The organism is Emergencia sp. 1XD21-10, assembly GCF_009936045.1.
Lineage (GTDB): Bacteria > Bacillota > Clostridia > Peptostreptococcales > Anaerovoracaceae > Senimuribacter > Senimuribacter intestinalis.
The window spans coordinates 1-15,750 of record NZ_QWEQ01000027.1; the positions used below are offsets into that span (position 1 = coordinate 1).

Below are 15,750 nucleotides of genomic sequence, written 5' to 3' on the forward strand. Positions count from 1 at the left end.
ACGGAGGAGTGAGCGAAGCGAGCGTTGCCGGTTAAAAAAGAAAAGACAGTCGTATGGCTGTCTCTTCTTTTTTAGCGCAGCGTACAAAACGGGACAGCGGAGAGAGTAATCCGATTTTAGGATTACGACCGGAGAAGGGAGCGGAGCGAGTGTTGCCGGTTTCAGTAAAAAGCAAGTTACGAAGTAGCTTGCTTTTTTAGTGTCCGAAGGACACGTCTGAAACGGGACAACAACGGGTAAGTTGAGTATGGGATTTTGGCTTGAGGTATGGGCGTAGTGCTGGTTTTGATAAATGTAACCTGCAGCATGAAACGATTTTTTGCTTTGCAGAATTTTGCTGTACTTCTGTTCAAAAAAAGGAAAATGATATTTTTGTAGGTCTAAAACTAGAAAAGTGGGGGTGCATATTCTATAGATAATGATATATATTATTGGATTTTTGTCATTTTTTTAATATATATGCCTATTTAAATCCAGGCGGCTGGGTATGGGAATGTGGATTTTCCTTTTTTTGCGAAAGTAAAGGGTAGGTTTCTGCAACTCTTATTTTGCCCAACTTTAAGACAGGAGGCGGGTAGTGAAGATAGGGCAAATGGAAGGTCATGAATCGCTGAATTTACAGTTTTTTACTCAGATAACAGGAAAGTCCTTTATCTCAATGGAGATTTGTGATATACTTATTCTGTATATTTGGGCGAACAGAAAGGATGGTCAGACAATGTTATTTTTGAAAATTATATTCTGCATTCTGCTTTGCTGTCCGTTAGCTTATGGAATTGCACTTCTTTTTATGAAAATGGTAGATGATGCAGTTAAGAAGCACTAGGAGTAGGTTATGAAACGAGGACTTTTTATTACGCTGGAGGGACCGGACGGTTCCGGGAAGTCGACACAAATAGAGTTTTTAAAGGTATATTGTCAGGAAAGGGCTCTGCCATGCATATTTACCAGGGAGCCTGGAGGAACGGCCATCGGAGAGAAGCTCCGCAATATTATACTTGATAAAGAAAACCAGGAAATGTGTGATATGACAGAAGCTCTTCTTTATGCGGCGGCAAGAGCACAGCACGTGCAGCAGCTGATTAGACCGGCGTTAGATTCGGGAAGGATTGTAATTTGTGATCGTTTTATCGATTCCAGTATTGCTTATCAAGGCTATGGGAGAAATCTCGGTGATGTGGTGCGTGTCATCAATGAACTTGCTGTTGACGGGTGTATGCCCGATGTAACTTTTTTGATGGAACTTTCGCCGGAAATCGGAAAGTCCAGGATTAGTGAAGATAATCAGGACAGGCTGGAGCAGGAAAAGTTGGAATTTCACGACAAAGTGTATGCGGGATATAAGGAGATTGCGAAATTTTATCCAGACCGGTTTGTAGAGATTGACGCGGGAAAAGATAAAGAAACCATTCGCGATATTATGTTTTCACATCTTGATAGAATTTTGGAAGGCTAGTTTATATGTCATTAAGAGAGTATAAGGAGTTCGGAAGGCTGCCGGAGAGAATCAGCAGAGCGATTTCCTGCGGGAATGTGTCCCACGCCTATATCATTGAGGGCGACAGCTGTGTTGATAAGCGGAAATTTGCCAAGGATTTTGTAAAGGCAATTTTGTGTTCTGAAGAGCCAGGATTTGGCTGCGATCAGTGTGTAGTTTGCCGGAAAATTGACCATGATAATTATGAGGACTTATATACGGCACAGGCGGATGATCTTTCTGTAAAGGATGCCTCTATTTCGGCATTGCAGGAAAAACTTAAAAATAAACCGTCCGGTGGCATGAGAAATATAGCAATAATTGAGGATGCAGATACGATGACGGTGCGGGCACAGAATAGGCTTCTAAAGACGCTGGAAGAGCCTAATGACGGAACCGTAATTGTGCTTTTGTCTGAGAATACAGAGAACCTGCTGCAGACCATTACATCAAGGTGTATAATCTACAGGCTGGGAAATTTTATAAATAGCAGTGAGAACTCTAATCTTTCCGGTGCAGAGGAAATCATGGAAATGATTTTTGCGGAGGCATACTTTTGTGACATAAAGGATCGTCTTGGAAAGATTGTCAAAGACCGAAAAGAGGCGTTTCAGCTTCTGGATGGGCTGGAACGGCTTTATCGCAGATATTTGACGGCGGACGGTCCGCAGGCGGTGAGAAAAGAAAAGCTAATTGCGAACATTAAATATATAGAAGAGGCAAGGCGGGATTTGCTTGCCAATGTAAATTACAAATATGCAATCAGAAATCTGATATTGAAGCTTGGAGGGTAAGACTATGATAAAAGTAGCTGGAGTTAGATTTAAAAATGCCGGCAAAGTATATTATTTTGATCCGGACAATTTGGAAGTTGGTCTGGGCGATTCTGTCATCGTGGAGACTGCCAGGGGACTGGAGTTCGGTACAGTCACTATGGACATTACAGAAATCAAGGAAGAAGAAGTGGTGCAGCCACTAAAGAAAATTATTCGAATTGCAGGAGAAGAGGACATCAAGCGCCACGAGGAAAACGAGAGAAAGAAAGCTAAGGCACTGAAACTCTGTCAGGACAAAATCGACAAGCACCATCTGGAGATGAAGCTGATCGATGTGGAATATACCTTTGATAACAATAAAATTATTTTTTACTTTACTGCCGATGGCAGAGTAGATTTCAGAGAACTGGTAAAGGATCTGGCAGGTGTGTTCAAAATGCGTATCGAGCTGCGTCAGATTGGCGTGCGTGATGAGGCTAAAATGCTGGGAGGTATTGGTTCTTGCGGGAAAAGTCTGTGCTGCAATACATGGCTTTCCGATTTTGAACCGGTGTCTATTAAAATGGCGAAAGTACAGAATCTTTCGCTGAATCCGACGAAGATTTCCGGCATTTGTGGACGTCTGATGTGCTGCCTGAAGTATGAAAATGATGTCTATATGGAACTTCGAAAAGGACTTCCTGATAACGGAGAGAAGGTGAAGACTCGCGACGGCATGGGAAAGGTTGTGGATACCAATATTTTGGAGAGCAAAGTGCGGGTTAGACTCTATACAGGGGAAAAAGATGACGATGGCGGTGAAAAACTGGGTACGGAAATCTTTACCTATAAAAAAGATGAAATTAAGAGACTAGGTCACAAGAAACATGGTGGTTCCCAGAACAATAATATTTTGGAGGACGTTGACGCTGAGTACATTGATGAACTGAAAGCTTTAATTAAGGAGTAGTTCATGGGTCTTCGGCTGGATAGAACAGGTTTTGGAGAGTTAGAGATTTTTCAAAATCCTGAAGAGTTTTGTTACGGTGTAGACGCAGTGCTTCTTGCGGATTTTGCTGCCAGTGGCGCGATGCGGCGGAAGCAGGCGTGCAGAATTATGGATTTGGGCACGGGAACGGGGATTGTTCCGTTGATTCTCAGTCATAAAACGCAGGCTGCATATATTGCTGGTATGGAAGTTCAAGAAAGCTCATGGGCTCTGGCAGAGAAAAACAGGCGGCACAATAGTTTGGAGCAGCGGCTGGAGTTTTTTCATCAGGATGTCAAGAATTTTGACAAATCTCAGTGCGGGACTTATGATGTAGTGACAACAAATCCACCCTACACCCAGGGAAGCTGCGGTATTGAAAGCAGCAATCGTGCAAAGGCAATCGCTCGCCATGAGACTACAGCCTCTTTGGATGATTTTGTAAAAACTGCTGCGGCGCTTTTGAAGGATAAAGGTGATTTCTATATGGTGCATAGACCGGGGCGGCTTGTAGATATTTGTGAAAGCTGCAGAAGGCATGGGCTGGAGCCGAAGGAAATGCGCTTTGTTAGCGGTAGACCTTTGGAAAAACCCAACATCATGCTGGTACATTGTATAAAAAACGGAAACAAGGAGCTGCGACTACTAGACCCCATGTATGTGCATTGTGCAGATGGCAGCTATTCGGAGGAAATATTAAAAATATATGAGAAAAAATAAGAAATAGGTTGCTATTTTATGGAAAAAACGGTATAATAATCCATAGTCGGGATAAGGAGGTTTACTATGGTAACAATTGACATTAAAGCTACGCTGGTTTATCTGCTTTTTGCAGCTTTGATTGTACTGGTGATATATTTGATTATCATTGCAAAGAATCTAGTGAAGACAATCAAGGAAACCAATAAGATTTTGAGAGATGCCTCAGTAATCTCCGGTATTGCTGCGGATAAGGCAGAGCAGCTGGATGAGATGGTTGGAGACGTCCAATCTGCTGTCGCTGATATTTCAAAAGCAGTGAAAGGTCAGCAGAATCTGGTAGGTGCTGTATCCAATATTGTGAAGGCTTTTGGTTCTCTTGCTGCGATTTTTAGGAAAGAAGACGGCGAGGAGAATAGCAATAATAAAAAAAGTAAGTAAATGCAAGACGGAAAGGAGTTTTTATGAAAGCAACAGGGATTGTAAGACCGGTAGACGCACTCGGCAGAGTCGTGATTCCGGTAGAATTGAGAAGAAATTTAAATATTAAGACAGAGGATTCTCTGGAAATTTTTGTTGATGGTCAGTATATCATGTTGAAGAAATATGAGCCATCTTGTATTTTCTGCGGAGAAGTGGGAGATGTCAGATTAGTTCACGGTAAGACTGTGTGTGTTGACTGCATTGCAGAAATGAAAAAAATGTAGCTGCATGGAATAGAACATCTGCTAAAAGTCTGCTTCGGCAGACTTTTTTTTCATTTTTTTCATCTTTAGTTGAAAAAAAGGGGAATCATTAGTATACTAATAGTATATACCTTTGATTGCGGGGAGAAAATAACCTCGCTGGTTAAGGGAAGTGCTAATAACAATTTGTGGAGGATAGATGTGGCGAAATTTTTAGTTCAGAAGAGCGAGCCATTAAATGGAGAAGTAGTAATCAGCGGAGCAAAAAATGCAGTGCTGCCGCTGATGGCATCTGCTATTTTGGCAGAAGAAAAATGTATAATCCGGGACGTACCGGCACTTCGAGATGTGGATGTGATGAAGGATATTTTGCGTTCCCTGGGTTCAGAGATAAACGAACTGGAAGAATCCATTATTGAGATAAATACAGAGAAAATTTTAAAGTGTGAAGCAGAGTTTGACTTAGTCAGCAAAATGCGGGCATCATTTCTTGTCATGGGTCCGCTTCTTGCAAGAGTGGGAAGAGCCAAGGTGCACATGCCGGGGGGCTGCAGCATTGGAGCAAGACCTATTGATTTGCACCTGAAAGGATTTGAGGCACTCGGTGCGGAGATTATCGTAAAGGATAATTACGTGGAAGCAATTGCAGGTCCACAGGGGCTTGTGGGAAACAGCATTTATCTGGACTTTCCAAGTGTAGGCGCTACAGAGAACATTATGTCTGCTGCAGTTCTTGCCAAAGGCACCACTTATATTGAAAATGCGGCAGAAGAACCGGAGATTGTCGATCAGGCAAACTTCCTCAACAAGATGGGCGCAAAGATTAAGGGTGCAGGAACTGATACTATCAAGATTGAGGGGGTTGAAAGCCTCCACGGCGCGCAGCATACAGTCATTCCGGATAGAATCGAAACGGGAACTTTTATGCTGGCTGCAGCTATCACTCATGGACAGATTCTGATTAAGAATGTGGTACCTGACCATGTAAAGCCGATTACCGCAAAGCTTCGTGAGTGCGGTGTCACTGTAGAAATGGGAGATGAGGGCATGTACGTTATTGCGGATAATCCTGATTTGGTTGCAACGGATTTGAAGACCCTGCCTTATCCAGGATTCCCTACGGATATTCAGTCGCCTTTTATGGCATTTTTGACTACGGTAAACGGCGCTAGTACGGTAATTGAAACTGTCTTTGAGAATCGATTTATGCACGTTGCGGAACTGAATCGAATGGGCGCCAACATCAAGACTGACGGTAACCGTGCCATGATTCAGGGAGCAAAGCAGCTGGAAGGTGCGCAAGTAATCGCAACGGATTTGCGCGGTGGTGCAGCGCTGGTTCTGGCAGGACTTGTGGCGCAGGGAACGACAGAGATTTCAGAGATTTATCATATTGAGCGTGGATACGAAAAGTTTACTGACAAGTTCAGAGGGCTGGGCGCCAATATATTCCGTATCGAAGATTAAATAGAATATTGTTTACAAAAGAGATAATCCCAGAGCAAAATCTATATTTGCACCGGGATTTCCTTTTTCGCAGGGGTTTCCCATAGAGCAAGTCGTCATTTGCTTTCTCCTGTGCTGACAGAAGTTCCTCGGTAATAGTGGGAAAGTATTTTTTTATAGGTCTTTCCTTTCTTTGCCAGACCATTGGCGCCGTACTGACTCATGCCGACGCCGTGACCGGAGCCTGCGGTGGTGATAGTGATTTTCGTATTTCCTGAAAAGGATATCTCAAAGCGGGTCGAGTAAAGGCTTAGGGCAGTGCGGATATCGCTGCCGGTGATGGTTTCTTTGCCGACTTTTGCAGTTGCAACTCGGCCTCCTTCTGAACGAGACTTGATTTTGATATTGGATTTTTTGATGGTGCCGAAGTTCTTTTCGGGAAAAGCCTTTTTGATCGCCTTTGAAAAGGCGGAAATCGTCATGGTAGTTTTCTCTTTCTTATGGGTAGCGCCGGGCTCGTAGGAGCTGTCAACGCTGACCAGATAGGCGTAGGTGCCGGAGAAGACATCTTGTGAGTTTTCTGTGGGTCCTGCGCTGGAAGCGAAATAAAGAGCATGTGCGGCAAGTTTTCCTTTATATAAAAGAACCTGACCACAGGTTTCCTCTACCGCTTTGCTGACCTTTTCATCAATGTTGTCGCTGCGATAGACTTGACAGTGGACGGAGTCACAGATTTCGGTTCCGGCAAGGATTCTGCCGAGGGCATAGGTTCTGCTTGCTACAGCTTGCGCCTTTAAAGCTTCGTACTCAAAGGAGGCGGGCATTTCTGAGGCTACGACGCCTTCTATGTAATCTTCGAAAGCGATGGTTTCGTATTTATCCTCTTTTGTCAGGTAAATTCTTACAGTGTCGGGGATTTCTCCATCATAAGTGGAAGTTTCAGGCAGGTCTTTTACCAGAGCCGGAAACAGTTTTATAGAGAGATAGGGCAGGACTACCATGAGGATAACCATGGAGACAAAATAAATGACAGCGTGCTGCCTGTTCAGTTTTCCGTGATGAAACATTGTACAAATTCTCCTTCTGCTTAAGTTTATGCTGATGTGGACAAAATAGACGTGAAAGTATATAATAAATAGGACAACAGTTAAAATATAATTGAAAGGAATCTGATATGCCTGACATTAAATTCCTGGAGCTGCTTTCGAAGGATTATCCCAATATTAAAGCAGCTACAGCAGAAATCATCAACCTGAGTGCGATTTTGGCGCTGCCAAAGGGAACGGAGTATTTCCTGAGCGATCTTCATGGTGAGCACGAGGCTTTTATTCACATGCTCAAAAGTGCCTCCGGCACCATCAAGACCAAAATTGATGAGCACTACGGCGGCGTTCTCAGCGACAGCGACAGAGAGGATCTGGCGGCGCTGATTTACAATCCGCAGGCTGAGCTGGCGCGGAGAAGGAAGAACGAAGCCGATTTTAATAAGTGGTGTATGACTGTGCTGCATCGTTTAGTTACGATTTGTCAGTCGGTATCTACCAAATACACGCGTTCGAAGGTTCGCCGCATGCTGCCGAAGTATCTGGACTACGCTATGGACGAACTGCTTCACGCAGACGATGAAGAGAACCGTCTCCATTACTATAACGCAATTATCAAAACGATTGTTGAAAGCGGAATTGCAGATGACTTTATCATAGAAATGGCGGACGCTATCAGTAATCTAGCTGTGGATCATTTACATATTATTGGGGATATCTTTGACAGAGGTGCGCACCCTGATACGATTTTAGATTTTCTGATGGATTACCACGATGTGGATTTTCAGTGGGGCAATCACGATATCGTATGGATGGGCGCTGCTACGGGAAACTGGGCATGTATAGCCAATATTCTTCGTATGAATATTAGCTATAATAATTTTGATATGCTGGAGTACGGATATGGTATCAACTTGAGACCGCTCGCTTCCTTTGCGGAGAAGGTGTACGGCGACGATCCGTGCCAGTTCTTCCAGCCGCATATTTTGGAGAAGAACGAGTACGACCAGATTGAGGAGCCTCTGGCGGCAAAAATGCACAAGGCTATCGCCATCTGCCAGTTTAAGGTGGAAGGGCAGCGTATTAAGGCGCACCCTGAATACCATCTGGAAAACCGTCTGATTCTGGATAAAATTAACTGGGAAAACGGCACTGTGGAAATTGACGGTACTGTATATGAACTGAGAGATACCAACTTCCCTACTGTAGATCCGGAAAATCCGTATGCGCTGACGGAAGAAGAAGAGGAAATGATGAATGCACTGGAAGCTTCTGTCCTGAATTCGGAGAAGCTGCAGAAGCACATTAGATTTCTTTACAGCCATGGTGCGCTATATAAACGGGTCAACGGCAATCTGCTCTACCACGGCTGCATTCCGATGACGGAAGACGGAGATTTTGAGCTTGTGGAGCTCAACGGTGAAGCTTTTAAGGGAAAGGCGTTGATGGATTATCTGGACAGCGAAGTGCGTAATGCGTATTTTTCTCCTGATGAGTCCGGAGAAGTGGGGCGTATGGGCGACCTGATGTGGTATCTGTGGCTGGGGGGTAATTCGCCATTGTTTGGGAAAGCCAAGATGACAACCTTTGAGCGGCTGTTCATCGCAGATAAAGCAGCGCACAAGGAGCCGACCAGACCGTACTATAAGTTGATTAAGGAAAGAGGTCCTTGCGAGAAAATTCTTATGGAGTTTGGACTGGATCCGCACCGCTCAAAGATTTTGAATGGTCACGTGCCAGTAAAAATCAAGGACGGGGAAAGCCCAATTAAGGGTGGCGGTCTTCTATATGTCATCGACGGCGGTATTTCTAAGGCCTATCAGAAGCAGACCGGTATTGCGGGCTACACCTTCATCTTCAACTCCAGATTTATGGCGTTGGCGCAGCACAAGCCGTATCAGCCGCTGCAGCCTGACGGGACGCAGGAGTTCCAGTCGCCGGAGGTGAAAACTGTAGAGGTGCTTCCGGAACGTATGATGGTCATTGATACAGATCAGGGAAGGGAGTTGACAGAACAAGTAGAAAACATGAAGCGTCTGGTGGAGGCATACCGAAAAGGTATTCTGAAAGAGAGATATTAAATATAGTTTTTAGTAGCAGTACAGTTTTGTAGACTGTACTGTTATTATTTTTGCAAAATTCCCACATGATGCGGTGAAATCAGGAGAATTGTTCCTATTAAAAAATATAAAAGTGTCTATTTTAAACGGTGCAGATTTCTTCTATAATACTAGATGATCGAAGAAGAACTGATAAGGGGGCTATCGTTATGGAAGATAAGAAAACGAAGACTTTGGTTATGACAGCGTTGATGGCGGCAATTGTGTTTGTTGCTACATATCTGATTAAGATTCCAAATCCAGCAACTGGCGGATACAGTCACATGGGCGACTGTATGATTTTTCTGGCTGTTTTGATGTTAGGCAGGAAAAACGGTGCTATTGCAGCGGCTCTTGGCGGTGCGCTTTCAGATTTGCTTGCTGGTGCTGCAGTATGGATTTTACCAACGCTGGTGATTAAATATATCATGGCTTATATCATGGGCACTGTGATAAAAAGCAATCCACAGGCTCACAAGCTGCAGTTAGCAGGCTCTATAATTGGTGGTATATTTCAGATTATCGCTTATACGCTTGTAAAGATAGTAATGCTTGGAATAGCGCCGGCTGTTGCATCGATACCTAATGTTACCATTCAGACGACTGTAGGCGTGGTGATTTTTATGGTGCTTTCTGGAGTACTATCCGGTAGAATTGTAAATTTGGCAGAGAGAGGAGATGCAGCAAAATGAAAATCATAGATGGGCATGCGCATATCGGATATATTGGAGGCTGGGCAGACGTAGGTATTACAGGTGAGCAGCTCATCGCGCAGATGGATCGCTTCGGCATTGAGAAAACCGTTCTCTGTCACGAGGACAATGAGGTTACTTTGGATATGATGCGGAAATATCCGGGGCGTATTATAGGCGCAGTTTATGTGAATCCACTTAATCAGAGTACCGTGGATTCCATGGAAAACTATTTTGAAAAAGGGTTTAAGGCAGTCAAGCTAAACCCGCTGCGTCATGCTTATTGCGCGGACAGCGAGGCTCTGGATCCGGTCCTTCATAAAGCAGAAAAAGCCGGCATTCCTGTTTGCATTCACAGTGGTCATCCGCCTTATTCCTTGCCTTGGCAAATTGGGCTTCTGGCTGAGCGCCATCCTGATGTAAAGGTAATGATGATTCATATGGGACATGGTCATGGTGTTTATATTGACGCGGCACTGAAAATGGCACGTCGCTATCCGAATCTTTTTCTGGAAATGAGCGGAATGCCGATGCCGTCAAAAATACGTGAAGCTTATGAGACTGTTGGCAATGACAGAATTATGTTTGGTACAGACACACCTTTTCATGATCCATCGGTGGAACTGCAGAAGGTGCTTGTCAGTGGCGTAGATGAGACAGGCATTAGAAGAATCCTTTATGATAATGCAGCGGCGTTTTTTGCATAAACAAAAAAGAAAGCCAGATAACTGTTTTTGTGTTAAAATAAAGCTATGCATTATGTAACGGTAAAGGGGATATTTTCTAAAGACAATGGTATGAATTTGTACCGCGGTTGCTCTCATGGCTGTATTTACTGCGATTCCAGGAGTAAGTGCTATCAGATGAAACACGATTTTGAGGATATTGAAGTAAAATCTAACGCCATAGAGCTTTTGGGACGCGCCCTATCTCGAAAACGAAAAAAATGTATGGTAGGTATGGGCTCCATGACTGATCCGTACGTCCCTTTAGAGCTGGAATTGCAGCATACGCGAAAGGCACTGGAAACGATTTATGCTTATGGACATGGCGTAACGCTGATTACCAAGTCTGACAGGGTGCTGAGGGATATCGATCTGTTAAAGGCGATTCACGAAAGGTCTAAATGCGTGATACAGATGACTTTAACGACCTTTGATGAAGGACTGTGTCGAAAAATAGAGCCGGGGGTTTGTACTACAGCAAGGCGCGTAGAGGTGCTGATGCAGTTGAAAGAAGCAGGGATTCCTACAGTTGTCTGGCTCTGCCCAATTTTACCTTTCATCAATGATACGGAAGAAAATCTGAGAGGAATTTTGCGTGGGTGCAGACAAAGCGGCGTGTATGGTATATTGAACTTTGGAATGGGCGTTACTATGCGTGAAGGGAACCGCGAGTATTTTTTCCAACAGCTGGATTTACAGTTTCCTGGAATGAAGCAGCGATATATGGAGTACTACGGAAATCAATATGTGCTGGAAAGTCCACGCAGCAGGAAGCTAATGGAAATTTTTGTATCTACTTGCAAAGCGTATGGAATTGCTTATGAAAGGGAAAAGGTTTTTCAGTTTTTGCAAACTTTAGATAGTAAGGAGCAGGGAGAGCAGCTAAGCCTTTTTTAGTATAAGGGCATAACGAGCACGGCAAACCCACGAAAACGTTTAGTGATTTTCTGGAACAGACAAAGCTGACAGCTTTTTAGAGTTTTGTCAGCTTTGTCAGTGTTTCTATCAAAAATCCTGACAGAACTGACAATTATTTTTGATTTTGTCAGCTTTGTCAGGATTTCAGGCGTATTAAGATAGGATTCTTTACAATTTGCTGACAAAATCCTGCATGCTGGTATCATTTTGTCAGTATTTATGGTTCAGAATACTTTTCATGCATTTGCCGTGAATAACGGGTTGTAATTATTGACGGAGCGACATTTCGCTGGCGGAAGTGAGGGAAGATACCGGAAAGTATATAGAAAACAATTGAAAAAATAAATCATAACAGCAGGTACGAACCAGTATCAAATGGATTCGTACCTGCTTTTTCTGCGAAAATGCGCGCTTGGTTGGAGGAAAGGGACTGTGAGATTTTGCAAATGCGCAAATTTTTCCATGATTAGCTTGACTATTTGACAAGAATATGGTATCATAATAGACTGCCACGCAAATGTAAACTGTGAAGATATAAGGAGTGATAAATATGCCAAAACCTATCAAAGTAGGTAGAAAAGACCGTATGACATTCTCAAAAATCAATGAAGTTGGTCAGATGCCAAATCTCATTGACATCCAGACCAGTTCATATGATGCTTTTATCAAAGAAGGTCTGAGAGAAGTTTTTGAGGACATCTCCCCGATTAGAGATTATGCGGATAATCTGATTTTAGAATTCATTGATTACTCCCTGAACGATCCTCCGAAGTATGAACAGGAGGAGTGTAAGGAGAGAGATGTAACATACGCAGCTCCGCTGAAAGTCAGAGTAAGACTCGTAAACAAAGAAACTGGAGAAGTAAAGGAACAGGAAGTGTTCATGGGAGATTTCCCTCTGATGACAGAAAAGGGAACTTTCATTTACAATGGCGCTGAACGTGTCATCGTAACACAGCTGGTTCGTTCCCCGGGACCTTACTACGGTGTCGAAACTGACAAATCTAATAATAAACTTTATTCCACCCAGATTATTCCTAACAGAGGTGCATGGTTGGAATACGAGACAGACTCCAACGAAATTATTTCCGTTCGAGTTGACAGAACCAGAAAGCAGCCGCTGACTACGCTGCTTCGTGCACTGGGTATCAGCTCCGACAGAGAAATTATTGATATCTTCGGTGAAGACAGCAGACTGCTGAAGACCTTAGAGAAAGATACAACCAATGACTACGAAAGTGGTCTGAAGGAAATTTACCGCAGACTGAGACCTGGCGAGCCTCCTACAGTGGACAGCGCTAGATCCCTGCTGAATTCCCTATTCTTTGATCCAAAGAGATATGACCTTGCTAAAGTAGGAAGATATAAATATAACAAGAAGTTAGGGCTGTCAAACAGACTGCCTGATGTTGTCGTTGCTGAGGACGTTATCGATCCGAACACTGGAGAAATCCTGGCGGAAGCTGGTCAGAAGATCAGCCGCGCTCTTGCAAAGGACATCGAAAATGCCGGTGTTGAATATGTAATGGCACGTGGAAAAGATGATGAAACACAGATTACAAAAGTAATCGGCAGCAGATTTGTCGAGCTGTCTCAGTATGTAGATTTTGACACGACAGATCTGAAAGTGGCAGATCAGGTATATTATCCTGTACTGATGGAAATTTTGGAACAGTGCCAGGATGAGGATGAGATTAAACAGATGCTGGTGACAAGAAAGAATGACCTTTCTCCAAAGCATATTATTATGGAAGACATCATTGCATCTGTCAGCTATATTCTAAACCTGAATTATGGCATTGGAAGCACTGATGATATCGACCATCTGGGCAACAGAAGACTGAGAACTGTAGGAGAACTGCTCCAGAATCAGTTCCGCATCGGTCTTGCCAGAATGGAACGTGTGGTTAAGGAAAGAATGACCATTCAGGACATTGAGGTAACAACGCCGCAGGCGCTGATGAATATTAGACCTGTTACGGCTGCAATCAAGGAATTTTTCGGAAGTTCTCAGCTGTCCCAGTTCATGGACCAGAACAATCCGCTGGCGGAGCTGACTCACAAGAGAAGACTTTCCGCATTGGGACCTGGCGGTCTTTCCAGAGAAAGAGCCGGATTCGAAGTGCGTGACGTACACCACTCTCACTATGGAAGAATGTGTCCGATCGAGACGCCAGAAGGTCCGAATATCGGTCTGATCGGTTCCTTGACGACCTATGGTATCGTAGATGAATATGGATTCATTGAGACTCCATATAGAGTAGTAGATAAAGAAACCGGTGTGGTTACAGAAGAAATCCGTTATATCACTGCAGACGAAGAAGAACTGCTGATTATCGCCCAGGCAAATGAGCCGCTGGACGAAGAGGGACACTTTGTCAATGCAAAGGTTGCTGCCAGAGGTGTCGGCGGCGAAATCGCTATGTTTGCAAGAGAAGTTGTAGACATGATGGACGTATCTCCGAAGCAGGTAGTATCCGTTGCAACTGCAATGATTCCGTTCCTGGAAAACGACGACGCCAACCGTGCCCTGATGGGTTCCAACATGCAGCGTCAGGCAGTGCCTCTTCTGGTGACAGAAGCGCCGTTTGTAGGAACTGGTATGGAATACAAGGCAGCCAGAGATTCCGGTGTTGTAATCCTCGCTAAGAATGCAGGTACTGTTGAGTTTGTTGACGCTGACAAAATCCGTATCAGAAGAGATGACAACAACGAATTAGATGAATATAAATTATTGAAGTTCAAGCGTTCCAACCAGGGAACCTGTATCAACCAGAGACCGATTGTATCTCACGGTGAACACATTGAAGCCGGCGAAGTAATCGCTGACGGTCCTTCCACAGACCTAGGAGAAATTGCACTGGGCAAGAACCTGCTCATCGGCTTCATGACCTGGGAAGGCTATAACTACGAGGACGCAATCATTCTGAACGAAAGACTTCTGATGAATGATGTGCTGACTTCCCTGCATATCGTGGAATACGAAGCAGAAGCAAGAGACACCAAACTGGGACCTGAAGAAATCACCAGAGATATTCCTAACGTCGGCGATGAGGCGCTGAAGGATCTGGATGAAGAGGGTATCATCAGAATCGGTGCAGAGGTTGACTCCACAGATATTCTGGTCGGTAAGGTAACGCCAAAGGGCGAGAACGACCTTTCCGCAGAGGAAAGACTGCTGCGCGCCATCTTCGGTGAGAAGGCAAGAGAAGTCAGAGATACTTCCCTGCGCGTGCCTCACGGTGAAACTGGTATCGTAGTAGACGTAAAAATCTTCACAAGAGAAAATGGCGACGAACTGCCGCCAGGTGTCAATAAATTAGTAAGATGCTATATCGCAACTAAGAGAAAAATCAATGTAGGCGATAAGATGGCAGGTCGTCACGGTAACAAGGGTGTAATTTCCCGTATCCTACCGGAAGAGGATATGCCATTTAAGGAAGACGGCGAGCCGCTGCAGGTTATGCTGAACCCTCTGGGTGTACCTTCCCGTATGAACGTTGGTCAGGTGTTGGAAGTGCATCTGGGTCTTGCAGCAAAGACTAAGGGCTGGTATATTGCAACACCAGTATTTGACGGTGCGACCGAAAAAGATATCCGTGAGCTTCTTGAGGACTGTGGTTTCTCAGAGACAGGTAAACTGAGACTGAGAGATGGCAGAACCGGTGAGTGGTTTGACAATCCTGTAACCGTAGGTTACATGTATATGCTCAAGCTTCACCATTTGGTAGACGATAAGATTCACGCAAGAAGTACTGGTCCGTACTCTCTGGTAACGCAGCAGCCTCTGGGCGGTAAAGCACAGTTCGGCGGACAGCGTTTTGGAGAGATGGAAGTTTGGGCGCTGGAAGCATACGGCGCAGCACACACACTGCAGGAAATCCTCACCGTAAAATCCGATGATATCGTAGGTCGTGTACAGACTTATGAAGCAATTGTCAAAGGTGAAAATATTCCGGAACCGGGTATTCCTGAGTCCTTCAAGGTTCTCATCAAGGAGATGCAGTCACTGGCACTGGATGTAAGAGTGCTTACTGAGGACAACGAAGAAATTCAGATAAAGGAAGTATCCGAATACGATGACGTTTCCGGTATCGACGGCATTATGGACGTAGATACGGAATTGGAAAGTGAAGAAAAATTGTTTGCAGAGGGATTCACAGAAGAGACCCCCGACGACGATATGACTGGCAACTTTGCAGATGATGAGTTATAAGAAAGG

At 44.3% G+C, this 15,750-nt stretch carries 14 protein-coding genes; 13 read left to right on the forward strand and 1 reads right to left on the reverse strand.

The features are described from left to right. Window positions 1–577 precede the first annotated feature (577 nt). The 8 genes from D1151_RS14175 to murA all read left to right on the forward strand — a co-directional run bounded on the left by D1151_RS14175 (window position 578) and on the right by murA (window position 6,072). Window positions 578–826 carry a hypothetical protein gene (locus D1151_RS14175; protein WP_161909331.1) on the forward strand — a complete coding sequence of 83 codons (249 nt, stop codon included), beginning with the start codon at window positions 578–580 and terminating at the stop codon, window positions 824–826. Between the two features lie 9 nt (window positions 827–835). Next, complete coding sequence (gene tmk, locus D1151_RS14180) at window positions 836–1,456, forward strand: dTMP kinase (RefSeq protein WP_161909332.1); 621 nt, start codon at window positions 836–838, stop codon at window positions 1,454–1,456. Between the two features lie 5 nt (window positions 1,457–1,461). Continuing rightward, window positions 1,462–2,271, forward strand: a complete 810-nt coding sequence (locus D1151_RS14185; protein WP_161909333.1) for a hypothetical protein — start codon at window positions 1,462–1,464, stop codon at window positions 2,269–2,271. Window positions 2,272–2,275: 4 nt separating this feature from the next. Further along, a complete protein-coding gene (locus D1151_RS14190) occupies window positions 2,276–3,202 on the forward strand; it encodes a stage 0 sporulation family protein (protein WP_161909334.1) in 927 nt (308 codons plus the stop codon). A gap of 3 nt (window positions 3,203–3,205) precedes the next feature. After that, window positions 3,206–3,940, forward strand: coding sequence for a tRNA1(Val) (adenine(37)-N6)-methyltransferase (locus D1151_RS14195; protein WP_161909335.1), 735 nt, complete (start codon window positions 3,206–3,208; stop codon window positions 3,938–3,940). A gap of 66 nt (window positions 3,941–4,006) precedes the next feature. Beyond that, the gene (locus D1151_RS14200) at window positions 4,007–4,360 is read left to right on the forward strand and encodes a hypothetical protein (RefSeq protein WP_160202908.1); all 354 of its coding nucleotides are present in this window, start codon (window positions 4,007–4,009) and stop codon (window positions 4,358–4,360) included. 23 nt (window positions 4,361–4,383) lie between these two features. Continuing rightward, window positions 4,384–4,626, forward strand: a complete 243-nt coding sequence (locus tag D1151_RS14205) for an AbrB/MazE/SpoVT family DNA-binding domain-containing protein (protein WP_160202907.1) — start codon at window positions 4,384–4,386, stop codon at window positions 4,624–4,626. 180 nt (window positions 4,627–4,806) lie between these two features. Beyond that, complete coding sequence (gene murA, locus D1151_RS14210) at window positions 4,807–6,072, forward strand: UDP-N-acetylglucosamine 1-carboxyvinyltransferase (RefSeq protein ID WP_251614262.1); 1,266 nt, start codon at window positions 4,807–4,809, stop codon at window positions 6,070–6,072. A 95-nt stretch (window positions 6,073–6,167) separates the two neighbouring features. On the opposite strand, the gene spoIID is transcribed toward murA, so the two are convergent. After that, window positions 6,168–7,118 carry a stage II sporulation protein D gene (gene spoIID / locus D1151_RS14215; protein ID WP_161909336.1) on the reverse strand — a complete coding sequence of 317 codons (951 nt, stop codon included), beginning with the start codon at window positions 7,116–7,118 and terminating at the stop codon, window positions 6,168–6,170. Between the two features lie 107 nt (window positions 7,119–7,225). On the opposite strand from spoIID, the gene D1151_RS14220 reads away from it, so the two are divergent. The 5 genes from D1151_RS14220 (at window position 7,226) to rpoB (ending at window position 15,744) form a co-directional block, all read left to right on the forward strand. After that, entirely contained in the window at window positions 7,226–9,175 is a 1,950-nt protein-coding gene (locus tag D1151_RS14220) for a fructose-1,6-bisphosphatase (protein WP_160202905.1), read from the forward strand. Window positions 9,176–9,363: 188 nt separating this feature from the next. Then, window positions 9,364–9,885, forward strand: a complete 522-nt coding sequence (locus tag D1151_RS14225) for an ECF transporter S component (RefSeq protein WP_161909337.1) — start codon at window positions 9,364–9,366, stop codon at window positions 9,883–9,885. Next, window positions 9,882–10,592, forward strand: coding sequence for an amidohydrolase family protein (locus D1151_RS14230; RefSeq protein WP_161909338.1), 711 nt, complete (start codon window positions 9,882–9,884; stop codon window positions 10,590–10,592). The genes D1151_RS14225 and D1151_RS14230 overlap by 4 nt, the downstream gene beginning before the upstream one ends. 90 nt (window positions 10,593–10,682) lie before the next feature. Further along, entirely contained in the window at window positions 10,683–11,507 is an 825-nt protein-coding gene (locus tag D1151_RS14235) for a radical SAM protein (protein WP_330588349.1), read from the forward strand. Between the two features lie 571 nt (window positions 11,508–12,078). Beyond that, window positions 12,079–15,744, forward strand: coding sequence for a DNA-directed RNA polymerase subunit beta (gene rpoB / locus D1151_RS14240; protein WP_161909340.1), 3,666 nt, complete (start codon window positions 12,079–12,081; stop codon window positions 15,742–15,744). Window positions 15,745–15,750 lie beyond the last annotated feature (6 nt).